We start from the raw sequence: 17,277 nt of genomic DNA on the forward strand, positions 1-17,277 counted from the left end.
TGAATTTGTCGGGTAAATAGACGTCGCGCACACCGGCTGAACTTTGCCGCCGGATCTATCCTCAGAACCCTTAGGCAACAGAAACAAGCGCGGTGCGACCCTTCGCACCCGGTTCTTGAGGAGAAAGAGATGAGTATCAAAAAGAAGGCTTCGGCTCATTGGGAAGGTGATCTGAAAACCGGCATCGGCTCGATCTCGACCGAAACCGGGGTGTTGCGTGAGGCGCCCTATGGCTTCAAGGCACGTTTTGAAGGTGGCAAGGGCACCAATCCGGAAGAGTTGATCGGTGCGGCCCATGCGGGCTGCTTCTCCATGGCGTTTTCGATGATTCTCGGTGATGCCGGGCTCAAGGCTGACAGCATCGATACCCAGGCCGAAGTGACCCTGGATCAGGTGGACGGCGGCTTCGCCATCACGGCGGTGCACCTGATCCTCAAGGCGAAGATCCCCGGCGCCAGCCAGCAGCAGTTCACGGAGCTGAGCAACAAGGCCAAGGAAGGGTGTCCGGTGTCCAAGGTGCTCAATGCCAAGATCAGCCTGGAAGCGACGTTGTTGGGTTGATCGTTGCGTCGGCAAGCCAGCTCCTGCTTCGGTTGGTAGGAGCCGGCATGCCGGTGAATGCGTCTGTGCGGCGGACAAGAACCTGTGGTCGAATACGCGACTGCGGCTTCAGCGCATGCTCGTGCGCACCGTAGCAAGGGAGCTTGAGATCATGAAACGTTTTGCCTTGGCGGTTGTTTGCTGTGCGCTGGCCACATCGGCCTTCGCCGCCCCCAAGCCCTGCGAGGAACTCAAGGCCGAGATCGAAGCCAAGATCCAGGCCCAGGGCGTTGCCTCCTACACGCTGGAAATCGTCACCAACGACGAGGTCCACGACAACAACATGGTGGTCGGCAGCTGTGAGAACGGCACGAAGAAGATCATCTATCAGAAGAACGATCGCTGAGCCGGCTCACGGCACGCAGTTGATCAGGCGCTCCTCGGCGACGATCTCGCGCCTGGCGTTGTACAGCCGGGCGCTGGGAGTGAAGGCCAGGTTGCGCGCCTCCAGGCGATAGCGCTGGCCGGCTTCAAAATGGTCGTAGCGCAGGCTCAGGTAGCACAGTCGCTCCTGGGGATCGGTGGTCATGCCCATGCCGCCGCCGAACACCTCGAAGTCGAAACGCACCATCAGCTCGTGGCTGCCGGGGCTGACCTGGAAGAAACGCCCGTCCCGCAGGCGCTGGTTGTCCAGGCGCTCGGCCATGACCAGCTTGCCCCCCGGCGTCGGCGTGGCCAGGTCGATCCAGGCCTGTTGCGGATCGACACTGGGCAGGGGCGTGCTGCAGGCACTGAGGGTGGCAAGGGCGAGGATCAACAGAAGTGGGCGCATGACGGAGGCCGAGTAAGCGAAAGGCCCTCAGCATAGCGCCGATCAATTGCGCTGGCAGCCCGCCGCCAGCAGGGTGTGCTGCTCATCAGCCAGCAGGTGGCAGTCCTGGGGACGGCGTGAGGTCGATCCAGGCTTGCGCCGGGGCCGGTTCGGGCAGTCCAGCGCCGCCGGCGAAAGACAAGAGTGCGGCCGTCGGCAGCAACACGCACATGGCGAAACTCCAGGTTGGCGAGATAGTCTTGCGGGCAGACTCTCTATGGATGATTCCAATTGAATAGGCCGCGTTCAAGCCATGGGTTACCTGATCCTCTTTTGCGCTTTTTGTTTGCGGCCCTGACGCTTTTGCTGCTCAACGGTTGCAGCAGCGTTGCGTACTACAGCCAGTTGGCCAGCGGCCAGATGCACCTGTTGCGGGCTCGCACGCCGGTGGCCCAGGTGGTCGCCGACCCCACCCGCGACCCGACCCTGCGGGCCCATCTGGCCCAGTCGCAACGGGCCCGTACCTTTGCCAGCCAGCATCTGCACCTGCCGGATAACAACAGCTACCGCCTGTACGTCGACATCGGCCGGCCCTATGTGGTGTGGAACGTGTTCGCTACCCCGGAGTTTTCCCTGAGCCCGCAGACCCATTGCTTCCCCATTGCCGGTTGCGTGGCCTACCGCGGCTACTACAGCCAGGGCGCCGCCCGGGGCGAGGCGGCGCTGCAGCGGCAAAAAGGCATGGACGTGGCGATCGGCGGGGTGGAGGCCTATTCGACCCTGGGCTGGTTCGATGACCCGATCATCAGCTCGATGATGCATTGGGGCGATGAGCGTCTGGCGACCCTGATCTTCCATGAGCTGGCGCACCAGCGCTGCTATGTGAAGGACGACACCGAGTTCAATGAGTCCTTCGCCACTTTCGTCGAGCAGGAAGGCACCCGCCAGTGGCGGGCCTATCGAGGGTTGCCGCCCCAGGACAACGCTGATGTCCGTCAACGGGATCAGTTCATCCAGCTGTTGCTGGATGCTCGCAAACGCCTGGAGCAGTTGTATGCCCAACCCTTGTCCGCCGAGCAGATGCGCCAGCGCAAGGCCCAGGAGTTCGAGGTGCTGCGCCGGGATTATCGGCAGCTGCGGGACCGCGAGTGGGCCGGTTCCAAGCGCTATGACGCCTGGATCAACGCACCGTTGAACAACGCCCGGCTGCTGCCCTTCGGTCTGTACGACCAATGGGTGCCGGCGTTTGCCGCGCTGTTCAAGGAGGTCAATGGCGACTGGCCGGCGTTCTTCCTTGCAGTGGAGAAACTGGGGCGCCTGCCGGCCGAGCAGCGCAAGGCTGATTTGCTCAGGCTGCAGAGCGCCTTATCCGCCAAGCCGGCTCCCACCCCTGACCTGTAGGCGCCGGCTTGCCGGCGAACAGCGGTTCTAACGCCGCAAAAACGCCTGATGCAACTCGGCCAGCGTCTCAAAGTGATAGGCCGGAGCTTCGGCACTCAGCTCCTCACGGCTGCCGAATCCATACCCCACCGCCGCCGCATCCAAGCCATTGCGCTTGGCGCCGATCAGGTCGTGCTTGCGATCGCCGATCATCAGGGTGCTGGCCGGGTCCAGCTGTTCCTGCTCCAGCAAATGGGCGATCAGCTCCACTTTGTCGGTGCGGGTGCCGTCCAGTTCGCTGCCGTAGATCACCTTGAAGTGCCGGGCGAAGTCGAAGTGGCGGGCGATTTCCCGGGCGAACACCCAGGGCTTGGAGGTGGCGATGTACAGCTGGCGCCCTTGCCCGCCGAGGGTTTCCAGCAGCGGCGCGACCCCGTCGAAGACCCGGTTCTCATACAGGCCGGTGACCTTGAAGCGTTCGCGATAGAAGTTCACCGCCTCCCAGGCCCGGGCTTCGTCGAAACCATAGAACTGCATGAAGGCCTGCAACAGCGGCGGGCCGATGAAGTGCTCCAGCCGGGTCAGGTCCGGTTCGTCGATCCCCAGCTTGCCCAGGGCGAACTGGATCGAGCGGGTAATGCCTTCGCGGGGATCGGTCAGGGTGCCGTCGAGGTCGAACAGGACGGTTTGGTAATGCATGGCAGTTCCTCGGCAGTCAGTAGCAGATCAGGGACGGTCGTAGCCTTCGGCCAGGTGCAGGTCCTTGAGCTTCACGTAGTTGGCGGCGCTGTAGGTGAAGAAGGCGCGCTCCTTGTCGGTCAGCGGGCGCGCCTGCTTCACTGGACTGCCGACGTAGAGAAAGCCGCTTTCCAGGTGCTTGCCCGGTGGCACCAGGCTGCCGGCGCCGACGATCACGTCGTCTTCCACCACCGCGCCGTCCATGACGATGCTGCCCATGCCGATCAGCACCCGGCTGCCGATGCGGCAACCGTGGAGCATGACTTTGTGGGCGATGGTCACGTCGTCGCCGATCAGCAGCGGGAAGCCGTCGGGGTTGAAGGGGCCGGCGTGGGTGATGTGCAGCACGCTGGCATCCTGCACGCTGGTGCGCGCGCCGATGCGGATGCGGTGCATGTCGCCGCGGATCACCGTCAGGGGCCAGACCGAGCTGTCGGCGCCGATCTCGACGTCGCCGATGACCACTGCCGAGTGGTCGACAAAGGCCCGTTCGCCCAGGCTCGGGGTGTGGTTCTGATAGCTGCGAATGGCCAAGTGCGAATGCCTCTCTGAGATTTATTAATGGGGGCTATAGCTGCGGTGGCTGCTCATTGTAATTAAGATGGTGCTACGTTTCCCTGCATGTTTCTTCCAGCCAAGGTGCCCACCGTGAGTGTGAACAACCCTCTTCTGCAGCCCTACGACCTGCCGCCGTTCTCGGCGATCCGCGCCGAGCATGTGCAACCGGCCATCGAACAGATCCTGGCTGACAACCGCGCCGCTATCGCTGAAATCCTCAAGACCCAAGCCACCCAGCCCACCTGGGCCGGTCTGGTATTGGCCATGGACGAGCTCAATGACCGCCTGAGCGCGGCCTGGAGTCCGGTCAGCCACCTCAACGCGGTGTGCAACAGCGCCGAACTGCGTGAAGCCTACGAGGCCTGTCTGCCGGCCTTGAGCGCCTACTCCACGGAAATGGGCCAGAACCGCGAGCTGTTCCAGGCCTTCGACGCCCTGGCCAAGAGCCCCGAAGCCGCCGGTTTCGACGTGGCGCAGAAAACCATCCTCGAACACTCCCTGCGGGACTTCCGCCTGTCGGGTATCGACTTGCCGCCCGAGCAGCAACAGCGCTACGCAGAGGTACAAAGCCGGCTCTCGGAGCTGGCCAGCCGTTTCTCCAACCAGTTGCTGGACGCCACCCAGGCCTGGACCAAGCACATCACCGACGAAGCGGCCCTGGCCGGCCTGACCGACTCGGCCAAGGCGCAGATGGCCGCCGCGGCCCAGGCCAAAGGCCTGGACGGCTGGCTGATCACCCTGGAATTCCCCAGCTACTACGCGGTGATGACCTACGCCCAGGACCGTGCCCTGCGTGAAGAGGTCTATGCCGCCTACTGCACCCGGGCGTCGGACCAAGGCCCTAACGCCGGTCAGAACGACAACGGCCCGGTGATGGAAGAGATCCTCGACCTGCGTCAGGAACTGGCCAAGCTCCTGGGCTTTGCCAGCTTTTCCGAGCTGAGCCTGGCCACCAAGATGGCCGAGTCCAGCGATCAGGTGCTGAGCTTCCTGCGGGACCTGGCCAAGCGCAGCAAACCCTTTGCCGCTCAGGACCTGGAACAGCTGCGGGCCTATGCCGCCGAACAGGGTTGCCCCGACCTGCAAAGCTGGGACAGCGGTTTCTATGGCGAGAAGCTGCGCGAGCAGCGTTACAGCGTGTCCCAGGAAGCCCTGCGCGCCTACTTCCCCATCGACAAGGTACTTGGCGGCCTGTTCGCCATTGTCCAGCGCCTGTACGGCATCGAGATTGCCGAGCAGCAGGGCTTCGACAGCTGGCACCCGGACGTGCGCCTGTTCGAAATCAAGGAAAACGGTCAGCACGTTGGCCGTTTCTTCTTCGACCTCTACGCCCGCTCCAACAAGCGTGGCGGTGCCTGGATGGACGGTGCCCGCGACCGTCGCCGCACCGTTGACGGTGTGTTGCAGAGCCCGGTGGCCAACCTGGTGTGCAACTTCACCCCGGCCGACAGCGGCAAGCCTGCACTCCTGACCCACGACGAAGTCACCACCCTGTTCCACGAGTTCGGCCATGGCCTGCACCACCTGCTGACCCGGGTCGAGCATGCCGGAGTCTCCGGGATCAATGGCGTGGCCTGGGACGCGGTGGAGCTGCCGAGCCAGTTCATGGAGAACTGGTGCTGGGAGCCCGAAGGCCTGGCGCTGATCTCCGGTCACTATGAAACCGGCGAGCCGCTGCCCCAGGACCTGCTGCAGAAGATGCTGGCGGCGAAGAACTTCCAGTCCGGGCTGATGATGGTGCGCCAGCTGGAATTCTCGCTGTTCGACTTCGAACTGCATGCCACCCACGGCGATGGCCGCAGCGTGCTGCAAGTGCTGGAAACCGTGCGTGACGAGGTCTCGGTGATGCGTCCGCCGGCCTACAACCGCTTCCCCAACAGCTTCGCCCACATCTTTGCCGGCGGTTATGCCGCGGGTTACTACAGCTACAAGTGGGCGGAAGTGCTGTCGGCCGATGCCTTCTCCAAATTCGAGGAAGACGGCGTGCTCAACCCGGCCACCGGGCGGGCGTTCCGCGAGGCGATCCTGGCCCGTGGCGGCTCCCAGGAGCCGATGGTGCTGTTTGTCGATTTCCGCGGACGGGCGCCGTCGATTGACGCACTCTTGCGCCACAGCGGCCTCAGCGAGGACGCGGCAGCATGAGTGACGCACCCGTGAAGACCAAGAAACGCTTTATCGCCGGGGCGGTATGCCCGGCGTGCAGTGAGCAGGACAAGCTGATGATGTGGAGTGAGGACGACGTACCCCATCGCGAGTGCGTGGCCTGTGGCTACTCCGACACCCTCAACGAGCAGGGCCTGTCGGTGCCCAAGGAACTCGGGACCCGGGTCAACAGCGCGACGCCCAAGGTGGCCGACACCAAGGTGCAATCGGTGCAGTTCTTCCCCAACCCCAAGTTGAAGAAAAAAACCGACTGACCACGCCAGACAAAGCCGGCTCCCTCTTAGGAGCCGGCTTGCCGGCGAAACGATTGGCCATCCTTCCTTCGCCCCGTGGGCTTTGGCGAGCCAGCTCGCTCCTACGCGGCCCCCTGACCCCCCACCGTTTCGAGCCAGCTTTTCACCGAACAGGTGGCGAACACACAGGTGCTGCAGCCGCCATTGGCCAGCAATGCCCCGTGAGCCAACTGTCATAGAAACCTGAAGCTGATACGTAATTTTCCGCCGCTTCTGATCTTTTTTTCGCCTGAAACGGTTCATCCAAATGCTTAGCCTGCTACCATTTGTAACCAAATTTTGCTGATGTGCTCATAAAAACCGGGTCTTGCCCGGCCTTCTGCGTTGCCAAAACACAAAGTCGCGCCATGACGCGGCTGACCTTTCCATCAATGCCTGATGAGGTGCACCCATGTCTGATCAAGATCGAGACAACCCGCGGCGTGAGTTTTTGCGTAAATCCTTGACCTTGATCCCTGTGGTCACTGTCGCCAGTACCGGCCTGGGCAGTTCCATGCTGGCGGCCGCGCCCGAGACGGCCGTCGCTGCCAGGCCGGCGGCGCCGAGCAAGCTGCCCAGTGGCAGCCAGAACTATGAGCCCAGTTACTTCAGCGCCGAAGAGTGGGCCTTCATCAAGGCGGCGGTGGAACGCCTGATCCCGGCGGACGAAATGGGGCCAGGTGCCCTGGAAGCCGGGGTGCCGGAGTACATCGACCGCCAAATGAACACCCCCTACGCCGCCGGCGCCCTGTGGTACATGCAAGGCCCGTTCAAGGCCGACGCCGCACCGGAGATGGGTTGGCAGAGCAAGCTGGTGCCCAAAGACATCTATCGCCTGGGCATTGCCGCTGTGGATGCATGGTGCAAAGACCTCAAGGGTCAAGTTTTTGCTGCGCAAGACAGCGCTACCCGAGACGCTTTGCTCAAGCAGCTGGAAGCCGGAACCCCGCAGTTCGATGCGCTCCCGGCCAAGCTTTTCTTCAATCTGCTGCTGCAAAACACCAAGGAAGGCTTCTTCAGCGATCCGATCCACGGTGGCAACCAAGGCCTGGTGGGCTGGACCCTGATCGGCTTTCCCGGCGCGCGCGCCGATTTCATGGATTGGGTGGAACGCAACGAGCAATACCCCTTCCCGGCAGTATCGATTCGCGGCCAGAGGGCTTGAGCATGGCAACAGTGATGAAAAAGGTCGACGCGGTGATCGTCGGTTTCGGCTGGACCGGCGCGATCATGGCCAAGGAGCTGACCGAAGCCGGGCTCAACGTGCTGGCGCTGGAGCGCGGGCCAATGCAGGACACCTACCCCGACGGCAGTTATCCCCAGGTGATCGACGAGCTCACCTACAGCGTGCGCAAGAAACTCTTCCAGGACATTTCCAAAGAAACGGTGACCATTCGCCACAGCGTCAACGACGTGGCCTTGCCCAACCGGCAACTCGGCGCCTTCCTGCCGGGCAACGGCGTGGGCGGCGCCGGCCTGCACTGGTCTGGCGTGCACTTTCGCGTCGACCCCATCGAGCTGCGCATGCGCAGTCATTACGAAGAACGCTACGGCAAGCATTTCATCCCCAAGGACATGACCATCCAGGACTTCGGCGTCAGCTACGAAGAGCTGGAGCCGTTCTTCGACTTCGCGGAAAAGGTCTTCGGCACCTCGGGCCAGGCCTGGACCGTGAAGGGCCAGTTGGTGGGCGACGGCAAGGGCGGCAACCCTTATGCACCGGATCGCTCGGACCACTTCCCCCTGGAGTCGCAGAAAAACACCTATTCCGCACAGCTGTTCCAGAAAGCCGCCCATGAAGTGGGCTACAAGCCCTACAACCTGCCGTCGGCCAATACCTCAGGGCCTTACACCAACCCTTATGGCGCGCAAATGGGCCCGTGCAATTTCTGCGGCTTCTGCAGCGGCTACGTCTGCTACATGTATTCCAAGGCCTCGCCCAACGTGAACATCCTGCCGGCCCTCAAGCCGCTGCCGAATTTCGAGTTGCGCCCCAACGCCCACGTGCTCAAGGTCAACCTCGACAGCAGCAAGGCCCGCGCCACGGGCGTCACCTATGTCGACGGCCAGGGCCGGGAGATCGAGCAGCCGGCGGACCTGGTGATCCTCGGCGCCTTCCAGTTGCACAACGTGCGCCTGATGCTGCTGTCGGGTATCGGCAAGCCCTACGACCCGATCAGCGGCGAAGGCGTGGTGGGCAGGAACTTCGCCTACCAGAACATGGCCACCATCAAGGCCTACTTCGACAAGGACGTGCACACCAACAACTTCATCGGCGCCGGCGGCAACGGCGTGGCGGTGGACGACTTCAACGCCGACAACTTCGACCACGGCCCGCACGGCTTCGTCGGCGGCTCGCCGATGTGGGTCAACCAGGCCGGGAGCCGGCCGATCGCCGGCACCTCGAACCCGCCGGGCACCCCGACTTGGGGCAGCGCCTGGAAGAAGGCCACTGCCGATTACTACACCCACCAGGTATCCATGGACGCCCACGGCGCGCATCAGTCCTACCGCAGCAACTACCTGGATCTGGACCCGGTGTACCGCGATGCCTACGGCTTGCCTCTGCTGCGGATGACCTTCGACTGGCAGGAAAACGACATCAAGATGAACCGTTTCATGGTCGAGAAGATGGGCAAGATCGCCGAGGCGATGAATCCCAAGGCCATTGCCCGACTGGGCAAGCAGGTGGGGGAGCACTTCAACACCGCGTCCTACCAGACCACGCACCTGAACGGTGGCGCGATCATGGGCACCGACCCCAAGACCAGTGCCCTGAACCGCTACTTGCAGAGCTGGGACGTGCACAACGTCTTCGTTCCCGGGGCTTCGGCTTTCCCCCAGGGCCTGGGCTACAACCCCACCGGCCTGGTGGCGGCGCTGACCTACTGGTCGGCCCGGGCGATCCGCGAGCAGTACCTGAAAAACCCCGGCCCGCTGGTGCAGGCATAAGGAGCGATGACCATGAAAGCACTCGTTATCGCCACCCTGGCGCTGCTGGGCAGCGCCTCTGTCAGCGCCGCCGAAGTGGATCAGCAGGCCCTGGTGAAGCAGGGCGAGTACCTGGCCCGTGCCGGTGACTGCGTGGCCTGCCACACCGCCAAGGACGGCCAGCCTTTCGCTGGCGGGCTACCGATGGAAACCCCCATCGGGGTGATCTATTCCACCAACATCACCCCGGACAAGACCGGCATCGGCGACTACAGCTTCGAGGACTTCGACCAGGCCGTGCGCCATGGCGTGGTCAAGGACGGCAGCACCCTGTATCCGGCCATGCCCTTCCCGTCCTATGCCCGGGTCAGCGACGCCGACATGCAGGCGCTGTACGCCTACTTCATGAAAGGCGTGGCCCCGGTGGTCAGGGACAACCAGGACAGCGACATTCCCTGGCCCCTGAGCATGCGCTGGCCGCTGTCGATCTGGCGCTGGATGTTCGCCCCGAGCGTGGAGACCCCGGCGCTGGCGACCGGCAGCGATCCGGTGATCAGCCGCGGTGCCTATCTGGTGGAGGGCCTGGGCCACTGTGGCGCCTGCCACACGCCCCGGGCCCTGACCATGCAGGAGAAGGCCCTGAGCGCCAGCGACGGCAGTGCTTTCCTGTCCGGCAGTGCGCCGCTTGAGGGCTGGATCGCCAAGAGCCTGCGCGGTGACCACAAGGATGGCCTGGGCAGCTGGAGCGAAGAGCAGCTGGTGCAGTTCCTCAAGACCGGCCGCAGCGATCGCAGTGCGGTGTTCGGTGGCATGAGCGATGTGGTGGTGCACAGCATGCAGTACATGAGCGAGGCCGACCTGACGGCTATTGCCCGCTACCTCAAGTCGCTGCCGGCCAATGATCCCAAGGATCAGCCGCACTCGTATGACCAGCAGGTGGCCGAGGCCCTGTGGAAAGGTGATGACAGCCAGCCCGGCGCGGCGGTGTACATCGACAACTGCGCAGCCTGCCATCGCACCGACGGCCAGGGCTACACCCGGGTGTTCCCGGCGCTGGCGGGCAATCCGGTGCTGCAATCGGCGGATGCCACCTCGCTGATTCACATCGTGCTCAAGGGCGGCACCTTGCCGGCCACCCACAGCGCGCCGTCGACCTTCACCATGCCGCCTTTCGCCTGGCGCCTGTCGGACCAGGAGGTGGCCGATGTGGTCAACTTCATCCGCGGCAGCTGGGGCAACCAGGCGTCGGCGGTGGAGGCCGGGGACGTGGCGGCGTTGCGCAATGGCGACCTGCAGAGCACGTCCAACGATGATTTGGGGCCGTTCACTGGTCGCTAGCGTCGAGGCCGGCGCCCGCTGCGGGCGTCGGTCCGGTGGTGGCTGTTCAGTCCTGGGTGAAGCGCTGGATGCCCAAGCGGCTTTCCAGTTGATAGCCGGCGATGCAGTCCGCCAATCCGGCGTTCATCAGGTCTTCCCAGCTGGCGGGGAGCAGGCCGATGCCATCGTGGTGGGGGCTCCAGCGCACCGCGGCGAACTTCGGGTCCGCTTCATCGAAAGGTTGCTGGTCGTTCACTGTGGCCTTTTCGATGTCCTGGGTGCACAGCTCGAATTCGCAGGCCAGGCCCCAGAGCTGGCCATCGGGCGCCCTGACGATGATCAGGTCGGCGCCTTGTTCGTAGCTGGGGAGGTAGGCATCCGCTGCGTAGAAGATCTTTTCCAGCCTGCCAGGTGTCCTGGGCATGTTTGCGCTCCTGTTCTTTGAGCCTGCCTTATACCCCAACGCCACAAACCTGTAGGAGCCGGCTTGCCGGCGAAGGTGCGGCCTGTGTCGCGCCGGGGAGCGTTCACTTGCGGGGGGTGGGTTTCGGTCCGGCGGTGCTGGTCAGATAAATCCGGCTCCATTACTGTGTATGCATACAGTAATGGAGCGCTCCCATGTTCACCCCCCTGCCTCCCCGTGGTCGCGGTACCGCGAGCAATCCGCACAATCGTTTCGCGCCCAATCGTTCGGTGGCCGAGGACGACGGCTGGTACCAGGAAGTGCCGCTGACCCAGGGCACCGAGGTGCGTTTTGAAACGGCGAAATCCATCATTACCCGCAACACCTCGCCTGACCTGCCCTTCGATCGCTCGATCAACCCCTATCGCGGCTGTGAGCACGGCTGCATCTATTGCTACGCGCGGCCCAGCCATGCCTATTGGGATATGTCCCCGGGGCTGGATTTTGAAACCAAGCTGATCGCCAAGAGCAACACCGCCGCGCTGCTGGAGCAGCAACTGTCCAAGCCCGGCTATCGCTGTGCCCCGATCAACCTGGGGTCCAATACCGACCCCTACCAGCCCATCGAACGCGAGCAGCAACTGACCCGACGCACCCTGGAAGTGCTGCTGCGCTATCGGCATCCGGTGACCATCGTCACCAAGGGCTCGCTGATCCTGAGGGACCTGGACCTGCTGGTCGAGCTGGCCCGGCAGCGGCTGGTGGCGGTGATGATCAGCCTGACCACCCTGGACGATGAGTTGAAGCGCATTCTCGAACCCCGGGCGGCGGCGCCCAAGGCGCGTTTGCGGGCGATCCGGGTGATGCGTGAAGCGGGCGTTCCGGTGGGGGTGCTGTGTTCGCCGATGATCCCGATGATCAACGACAGCGAACTGGAAAGCCTGCTCAGCGAGGCCCATGCCGCCGGGGCGCAGAGTGCGGCCTACATGATGCTGCGCCTGCCCCTGGAGGTGGCGCCGCTGTTCGAGGAGTGGCTGGCGGCGCATTACCCGCAGCGGGCCGCCCATGTGCTCAGCCTGATCCGCCAGAGCCGGGGTGGTGAGCTCTACGACAGCCGTTTCGGCAGCCGCATGCGCGGTGAGGGGCCCTTCGCCGACCTGTTGGCCCAGCGTTTCGCCAAGGCGCTCAAGCGCCTGGGGCTCGATCGGCGCGCGGGCTTCGATCTTGATTGCTCGGCCTTCTGTCCGCCGGGGGGGCAGATGTCGTTGCTGTGAGAAGCATTGGCCTATGGTTGCCTAGCGGATGTTGCTGACGGAGGTCCGCTGGTCACCTTTTGACATCGCCCATAGTGGCGTTCTAGAGCGTTCCATTCAGTTTGAGTTAAGTTTTTAGCGCTACCTTGCCCATCAAGTGACCGACGGGTCGCGGTCGGCGCCCCGGTTATTTTTTAATCGATTACTGGCGTCGTGCCGGATAATTCTGGAAAATTCACCAAATCCGACAGAGAGGCTGAATCATGAGTGACAAGGATAAACAGCCGTTGGCTGCGTCGGCTCCCGCACCCACCGAGGTTGCCGAAACCGCCGATGCAGCGCTGCAGCATATCGTTGACGGCTTTTTGCATTTTCATCATGAAGTCTTCCCGCAGCAGGAAGAACTGTTCAAGAAACTCGCCACCGCCCAGCGGCCAAGGGCGATGTTCATTGCTTGCGCGGATTCGCGCATCGTTCCCGAACTCATTACCCAGAGCTCTCCCGGCGACTTGTTCGTGACCCGCAACGTGGGCAACGTGGTGCCGCCCTATGGGCAGATGAACGGGGGTGTTTCCACGGCGATCGAATACGCGGTGCTGGCCCTTGGGGTGCACCACATCATCGTCTGCGGGCACTCGGACTGCGGCGCCATGCGCGCGGTGCTCAATCCGCAAAGCCTGGAGAAAATGCCTACGGTCAAGGCCTGGCTGCGGCACGCCGAAGTGGCGCGGACCATGGTCCACGAGAACTGCGATTGCGCCGATGAATCCTCCAGCATGCATGTGCTGACCGAGGAGAACGTCATCGCCCAGTTGCAGCATCTGCGCACCCACCCTTCGGTGGCTTCGCGCATGGCCAACGGCCAATTGTTCATCCATGGCTGGGTCTACGACATCGAGACCAGTTCGATCAAGGCCTACGACGCGGACAAGGGCTGTTTCCTGCCGCTCGATGGCACTCATCCGATCCCCGTTGCGACGCCCAAAGCGCGCTTCTAATCCCGCCTAAATACACCTGAGTGGTTGTAGCCAGGGCCGCCGTTTGGCGGTCCGGCTTTGCCACGCCTGAACAAAAGTCAGGAGAACTGTCATGCGTGCAGCACAGTTGAAAAGTGTCCTGCCACGGGAGCTGCTGGCTTCGGTGGTGGTGTTTCTGGTGGCCCTGCCCCTGTGCATGGGGATCGCCATTGCCTCGGGCCTGCCGCCAGCCAAGGGCCTGATCACCGGGATCATCGGCGGGCTGGTGGTGGGCTGGCTGGCGGGCTCGCCCTTGCAGGTCAGCGGTCCGGCTGCCGGGTTGGCGGTGCTGGTGTTCGAACTGGTGCGCCAGCACGGTGTGGCCATGCTCGGGCCGATCCTGCTGTTGGCCGGGCTGCTGCAATTGTTGGCCGGGCGTCTGCGCCTGGGGTGCTGGTTCCGGGTCACGGCGCCGGCGGTGGTCTACGGCATGCTGGCGGGGATTGGTGTGTTGATCGTGCTGTCCCAGGTGCATGTGATGCTCGATGCCGCGCCCCAGGCCTCGGGGCTGGCTAACCTTGTCGGTTTCCCTCAGGCGCTGGCCCAGGCCTTGCCGAGCCTGGGTTGGCAGGCGGGCTTGCTGGGGTTGTCGACCATCGCGCTGATGTGGGGGTGGGACAAGTGGCGGCCACAATCGCTGCGCTTCATTCCGGGGGCGTTGCTGGGTGTGGGCCTGGCGACTCTGGCCAGCCTGGTCCTGGCCCTGGAGGTGAAGCGGGTCGAGGTGCCGGCCAACCTGAGTGAGGCCATCGACTGGCTACGCCCCGCCGACCTGCTCAATCTGGCGGACCCCAACCTGTTGATCGCGGCCTTCGCCGTGGCCTTCATTGCCAGCGCCGAGACCTTGCTGTCTGCCGCTGCGGTGGATCGCATGCACAGCGGCGTGCGTTCGGACTTCGACCGTGAACTGTCGGCCCAGGGCGTGGGCAATATGCTCTGCGGCCTGCTTGGGGCCTTGCCGATGACCGGGGTCATCGTGCGCAGTTCGGCCAACGTCCAGGCCGGGGCCCAGACCCGTTTCTCGACGATCTTCCATGGTCTGTGGCTGCTGGGTTTCGTGTTGCTGCTGTCCAGCGTGCTGCAGAGCATTCCGGTGGCGAGCCTGGCCGGGGTGCTGGTCTACACCGGCTTCAAGCTGGTGGACCTCAAGGTGTTTCGCGGCCTGGGGCGCTACGGGCGGATGCCGATGTTGACCTACGCGGTGACGGCCCTGGCGATTGTCTTCAGCGATCTGCTGACCGGGGTGCTGATAGGTTTTGCCCTGACGCTGGCCAAGCTGGCGTTCAAGGCCTCGCGCTTGAAGATCAGCCTGATCGACCTTCCCGCCGCCGGCGAGATGGAGCTGCGTCTGATGGGGGCCGCGACCTTTCTCAAAGTGCCGGCCCTGACTCGGGTTCTGGCGAGCATTCCACCGGCGACGACGGTGCATGTGCCTCTCAACCACCTCAGTTACATCGATCACGCCTGCCTGGAGCTGCTGGAGGAATGGACTCGGGCCAATCAGGCCAAGGGGTCGCGGTTGATGATCGAGGCGCGGGGCTTGAAGCGACGCCTGGAAGGACGCTTGAGCAGTGGTGGTGGGATTGGAGTGGCGTCAGCAAGAAGTTGATGGCAGCAGGGAATGGGCTGCCCCCTTCGCCACAAGGCTCGTTGCGAGCCTTGCTGGCGAGGAGTGGGTTCAGGCGGCGGGCTGGTCGAGCTCTAGCTCCACGCCCAGCTGGCGTGACAGGCAGGGCCAGCGTTTCCAGGCGGCCTCGGTGTCCGGGCTGTTGAGTTTGTCGCGGTAGGCTTCCACTGATTCCAGGGCGAAGCTTTCTTCGTCGAGCATGGCGTCGACCGCGTGGTGTACCGCTTCGTCCAGCTGGTTGGCGAAGGTTTCACCGATCAGTTGGTGGGCGATGAGGTTGGCGACCGTCATGTCCAGGGGGATCAGTGGACGGCCGAAGTGCTTGATGTACAGATCGTTGACCTCTTCCACCAGGCGCAGTGCCAGGTAGGCTTCGTCCAGCAGGCTGTCGAGGCCGACGTGGCCGTCCATGATGGCCGGCGGCTGGAGGAAGAATTGCTCGGCGATCTTCAGTACAGGCTTGATCTGCGATTCGATGCCGGCTTCACGGGCCACCGCATTGGCGGCGTCCAGCAGGTCCGGAACCTGGTCGATGTAGGCGCTGACGAAACGGGTCATGACGTCCTTGGCGTCGACTTCGGGCAGCTGGATGGCAGGGTGCAGGTGAGGCAGTTGCGTTTCCAACTGACGGGTCAGAAGGCCTGTGCTGGCTTCGTGTTGCCGGGCCAGTTGGATCTGCTCGCGCAATGCGGCGGTGTTCATGAAAACTCCAGGGAACAAGGGCAATTGAATAGGGAGAACATAAGTTAGCCTGCTTACGAAAATGCTTAAGACGCATTTGTCATAATTATTTCATGCTTAGACAGCGGGGTTATATCGTTCTGCCATCCCGGGCACTCGACCCCTTTTGTGCCGTGGCCTGCAAACCTCCTTTCCAGTGTTTCAGCTGATTTACGCCCTCGCGTTGCGAGGTCAGAGTCGCTGTCTATACTCGCCATTGTATGAAGTTAGCTGATGACGCCCGACTGCAAATGCAGCGAGGCCCGGCCGGTTTAAGTTCGTAGTCTAGGCAGCCGCTCCCTTGCCGCAGGTGTTAAGCCGGCGGGATAACAAGAACGATAAGGGGAACCCGCAATGATGCGACATCCACATGTCTGGATGGGCCTCCTGTTGTTGTCGATATTCAGCCAGGCGCAAGCCGCCTGGACGGTGAATATGACGCCTGGGGCTACCGAGATAAGCCACGCGGTATTCGACCTGCACATGACCATCTTCTGGATCTGTGTGGTGATCGGCGTCATCGTCTTCGGCGCGATGTTCTGGTCAATGATCGTTCACCGCCGCTCCACGGGCCAGGTCCCGGCCCGGTTCCACGAAAGCACCACCGTGGAAATCCTCTGGACCATCATCCCCTTCCTGATCCTGGTGGCCATGGCTGTCCCGGCGACGGCGACCCTGATCAAGATGTACGACACCAGCGAGCCGGACGTGGACATCCAGATCACCGGCTACCAGTGGAAGTGGCACTACAAATACCTCGGCCAGGATGTGGAGTTTTTCAGCAACCTGGCCACCCCCGCCGAGCAGATCCACAACAAGAGCGTCAAGGGCGAGCACTACCTGCTGGAAGTCGACCAGCCCCTGGTGCTGCCGGTGGGGGCCAAGGTGCGCTTCCTGGTGACCGCCGCCGACGTGATCCACTCCTGGTGGGTGCCGGCCTTTGCGGTCAAGCGTGACGCCATCCCGGGCTTCGTCAACGAAGCCTGGACCCGGGTCGACAAGCCCGGCATCTACCGTGGCCAGTGCGCCGAGCTGTGCGGCAAGGACCACGGCTTCATGCCGATCGTGGTCGAGGTCAAGAGCCAGGCCGACTACGACACCTGGATGGGCGAGCGCAAGGCCGAGGCCGCCAAGCTCAAGGAGCTGACCAGCAAGGAATGGACCCTCGATGAGCTGGTGGCCCGTGGCGATAAGGTCTACCACACCGCTTGCGTCGCCTGTCACCAGGCGGAAGGCCAGGGCCTGCCGCCGATGTTCCCGGCCCTCAAGGGCTCGAAGATCGCCACCGGGCCCAAGGGCGATCACTTGAATATCGTCCTTCACGGCAAACCGGGGACTGCCATGGCGGCCTTCGGCAAGCAGTTGTCGGAAGTCGACATCGCCGCCGTCGTCACTTACGAGCGCAACGCCTGGGGCAACAACAAGGGCGACATGGTCACGCCAAAAGAAGTGCTGGCGCTGAAACAGGCGGAAAGCAAATGAGCCGGCTTATTGGGTATTTCCGCAACCGCTCGGGGTGCAGTGTCCCTGAGCGTCCAGCCCACCCGT

At 63.3% G+C, this 17,277-nt stretch carries 17 protein-coding genes; 12 read left to right on the top strand and 5 right to left on the bottom strand.

The window, feature by feature from the left end:
• The first annotated feature begins 129 nt into the window (after window positions 1-129).
• A complete protein-coding gene (locus tag PFZ56_RS06125) occupies window positions 130-561 on the top strand; it encodes an OsmC family protein (protein WP_102862462.1) in 432 nt (143 codons plus the stop codon).
• A gap of 151 nt (window positions 562-712) precedes the next feature.
• Window positions 713-946, top strand: coding sequence for a DUF1161 domain-containing protein (locus tag PFZ56_RS06130; protein WP_102862463.1), 234 nt, complete (start codon window positions 713-715; stop codon window positions 944-946).
• A gap of 6 nt (window positions 947-952) precedes the next feature.
• Here PFZ56_RS06130 and PFZ56_RS06135 read toward each other — a convergent pair whose 3' ends face one another.
• Window positions 953-1,372: a hypothetical protein gene (locus PFZ56_RS06135; protein ID WP_170001363.1), complete on the bottom strand. Its 420-nt coding sequence runs from the start codon at window positions 1,370-1,372 to the stop codon at window positions 953-955.
• A 270-nt stretch (window positions 1,373-1,642) separates the two neighbouring features.
• Between PFZ56_RS06135 and PFZ56_RS06140 the strand changes: the two genes are divergently transcribed.
• Window positions 1,643-2,752, top strand: a complete 1,110-nt coding sequence (locus PFZ56_RS06140) for an aminopeptidase (protein ID WP_170001362.1) — start codon at window positions 1,643-1,645, stop codon at window positions 2,750-2,752.
• A gap of 27 nt (window positions 2,753-2,779) precedes the next feature.
• Here the strand turns inward: PFZ56_RS06140 and PFZ56_RS06145 are convergent, their stop codons facing one another.
• Window positions 2,780-3,430 carry an HAD family hydrolase gene (locus PFZ56_RS06145; RefSeq protein ID WP_102862466.1) on the bottom strand — a complete coding sequence of 217 codons (651 nt, stop codon included), beginning with the start codon at window positions 3,428-3,430 and terminating at the stop codon, window positions 2,780-2,782.
• 27 nt (window positions 3,431-3,457) lie between these two features.
• Entirely contained in the window at window positions 3,458-4,003 is a 546-nt protein-coding gene (locus PFZ56_RS06150; RefSeq protein ID WP_123390219.1) for a gamma carbonic anhydrase family protein, read from the bottom strand.
• An 87-nt stretch (window positions 4,004-4,090) separates the two neighbouring features.
• On the opposite strand from PFZ56_RS06150, the gene prlC reads away from it, so the two are divergent.
• The 5 genes from prlC to PFZ56_RS06175 all read left to right on the top strand — a co-directional run bounded on the left by prlC (window position 4,091) and on the right by PFZ56_RS06175 (window position 10,731).
• Window positions 4,091-6,169, top strand: a complete 2,079-nt coding sequence (gene prlC / locus PFZ56_RS06155) for an oligopeptidase A (protein WP_170001361.1) — start codon at window positions 4,091-4,093, stop codon at window positions 6,167-6,169.
• Entirely contained in the window at window positions 6,166-6,444 is a 279-nt protein-coding gene (locus PFZ56_RS06160) for a YheV family putative zinc ribbon protein (RefSeq protein WP_047290196.1), read from the top strand. Before prlC ends, PFZ56_RS06160 begins: the two co-directional genes overlap by 4 nt.
• A 430-nt stretch (window positions 6,445-6,874) precedes the next feature.
• Window positions 6,875-7,627 carry a gluconate 2-dehydrogenase subunit 3 family protein gene (locus tag PFZ56_RS06165; protein WP_170001360.1) on the top strand — a complete coding sequence of 251 codons (753 nt, stop codon included), beginning with the start codon at window positions 6,875-6,877 and terminating at the stop codon, window positions 7,625-7,627.
• Window positions 7,628-7,629: 2 nt separating this feature from the next.
• Window positions 7,630-9,414: a GMC family oxidoreductase gene (locus PFZ56_RS06170; protein ID WP_110594130.1), complete on the top strand. Its 1,785-nt coding sequence runs from the start codon at window positions 7,630-7,632 to the stop codon at window positions 9,412-9,414.
• A 12-nt stretch (window positions 9,415-9,426) separates the two neighbouring features.
• Window positions 9,427-10,731 (top strand): cytochrome c, encoded by a 1,305-nt coding sequence (locus PFZ56_RS06175; protein ID WP_170001359.1) that lies wholly within the window; start codon window positions 9,427-9,429, stop codon window positions 10,729-10,731.
• Window positions 10,732-10,777: 46 nt separating this feature from the next.
• Here PFZ56_RS06175 and PFZ56_RS06180 read toward each other — a convergent pair whose 3' ends face one another.
• Window positions 10,778-11,134: a hypothetical protein gene (locus PFZ56_RS06180; protein ID WP_170001358.1), complete on the bottom strand. Its 357-nt coding sequence runs from the start codon at window positions 11,132-11,134 to the stop codon at window positions 10,778-10,780.
• Between the two features lie 194 nt (window positions 11,135-11,328).
• Between PFZ56_RS06180 and PFZ56_RS06185 the strand changes: the two genes are divergently transcribed.
• The 3 genes from PFZ56_RS06185 to PFZ56_RS06195 all read left to right on the top strand — a co-directional run bounded on the left by PFZ56_RS06185 (window position 11,329) and on the right by PFZ56_RS06195 (window position 14,991).
• On the top strand, window positions 11,329-12,387 hold the full coding sequence (locus tag PFZ56_RS06185; protein WP_110594127.1) for a PA0069 family radical SAM protein: 1,059 nt from the start codon (window positions 11,329-11,331) through the stop codon (window positions 12,385-12,387).
• 242 nt (window positions 12,388-12,629) lie between these two features.
• Window positions 12,630-13,364 carry a carbonic anhydrase gene (locus tag PFZ56_RS06190; RefSeq protein WP_102862473.1) on the top strand — a complete coding sequence of 245 codons (735 nt, stop codon included), beginning with the start codon at window positions 12,630-12,632 and terminating at the stop codon, window positions 13,362-13,364.
• 91 nt (window positions 13,365-13,455) lie between these two features.
• The gene (locus PFZ56_RS06195) at window positions 13,456-14,991 is read left to right on the top strand and encodes a SulP family inorganic anion transporter (RefSeq protein ID WP_110652528.1); all 1,536 of its coding nucleotides are present in this window, start codon (window positions 13,456-13,458) and stop codon (window positions 14,989-14,991) included.
• A gap of 69 nt (window positions 14,992-15,060) precedes the next feature.
• On the opposite strand, the gene PFZ56_RS06200 is transcribed toward PFZ56_RS06195, so the two are convergent.
• Window positions 15,061-15,711: a hypothetical protein gene (locus PFZ56_RS06200; protein WP_102881436.1), complete on the bottom strand. Its 651-nt coding sequence runs from the start codon at window positions 15,709-15,711 to the stop codon at window positions 15,061-15,063.
• Window positions 15,712-16,083: 372 nt separating this feature from the next.
• Here PFZ56_RS06200 and coxB point away from each other — a divergent pair, with 372 nt between their 5' ends.
• Window positions 16,084-17,211 carry a cytochrome c oxidase subunit II gene (coxB, locus tag PFZ56_RS06205; protein WP_102862476.1) on the top strand — a complete coding sequence of 376 codons (1,128 nt, stop codon included), beginning with the start codon at window positions 16,084-16,086 and terminating at the stop codon, window positions 17,209-17,211.
• Window positions 17,212-17,277: the final 66 nt, after the last annotated feature.

Source organism: Pseudomonas danubii, assembly GCF_042980055.1.
GTDB lineage: Bacteria > Pseudomonadota > Gammaproteobacteria > Pseudomonadales > Pseudomonadaceae > Aquipseudomonas > Aquipseudomonas danubii.

Bases quoted from the DNA above. Each gene is read 5' to 3' on its own strand.
- PFZ56_RS06125 (WP_102862462.1), top strand. From the start codon at position 130: ATGAGTATCAAAAAGAAGGCTTCGGCTCATTGGGAAGGTGATCTGAAA.
- PFZ56_RS06130 (WP_102862463.1), top strand. From the start codon at position 713: ATGAAACGTTTTGCCTTGGCGGTTGTTTGCTGTGCGCTGGCCACATCG.
- PFZ56_RS06135 (WP_170001363.1), bottom strand. From the start codon at position 1,372: ATGCGCCCACTTCTGTTGATCCTCGCCCTTGCCACCCTCAGTGCCTGC.
- PFZ56_RS06145 (WP_102862466.1), bottom strand. From the start codon at position 3,430: ATGCATTACCAAACCGTCCTGTTCGACCTCGACGGCACCCTGACCGAT.
- prlC (WP_170001361.1), top strand. From the start codon at position 4,091: ATGTTTCTTCCAGCCAAGGTGCCCACCGTGAGTGTGAACAACCCTCTT.
- PFZ56_RS06160 (WP_047290196.1), top strand. From the start codon at position 6,166: ATGAGTGACGCACCCGTGAAGACCAAGAAACGCTTTATCGCCGGGGCG.
- PFZ56_RS06165 (WP_170001360.1), top strand. From the start codon at position 6,875: ATGTCTGATCAAGATCGAGACAACCCGCGGCGTGAGTTTTTGCGTAAA.
- PFZ56_RS06170 (WP_110594130.1), top strand. From the start codon at position 7,630: ATGGCAACAGTGATGAAAAAGGTCGACGCGGTGATCGTCGGTTTCGGC.
- PFZ56_RS06175 (WP_170001359.1), top strand. From the start codon at position 9,427: ATGAAAGCACTCGTTATCGCCACCCTGGCGCTGCTGGGCAGCGCCTCT.
- PFZ56_RS06180 (WP_170001358.1), bottom strand. From the start codon at position 11,134: ATGCCCAGGACACCTGGCAGGCTGGAAAAGATCTTCTACGCAGCGGAT.
- PFZ56_RS06185 (WP_110594127.1), top strand. From the start codon at position 11,329: ATGTTCACCCCCCTGCCTCCCCGTGGTCGCGGTACCGCGAGCAATCCG.
- PFZ56_RS06190 (WP_102862473.1), top strand. From the start codon at position 12,630: ATGAGTGACAAGGATAAACAGCCGTTGGCTGCGTCGGCTCCCGCACCC.
- PFZ56_RS06195 (WP_110652528.1), top strand. From the start codon at position 13,456: ATGCGTGCAGCACAGTTGAAAAGTGTCCTGCCACGGGAGCTGCTGGCT.
- PFZ56_RS06200 (WP_102881436.1), bottom strand. From the start codon at position 15,711: ATGAACACCGCCGCATTGCGCGAGCAGATCCAACTGGCCCGGCAACAC.
- coxB (WP_102862476.1), top strand. From the start codon at position 16,084: ATGATGCGACATCCACATGTCTGGATGGGCCTCCTGTTGTTGTCGATA.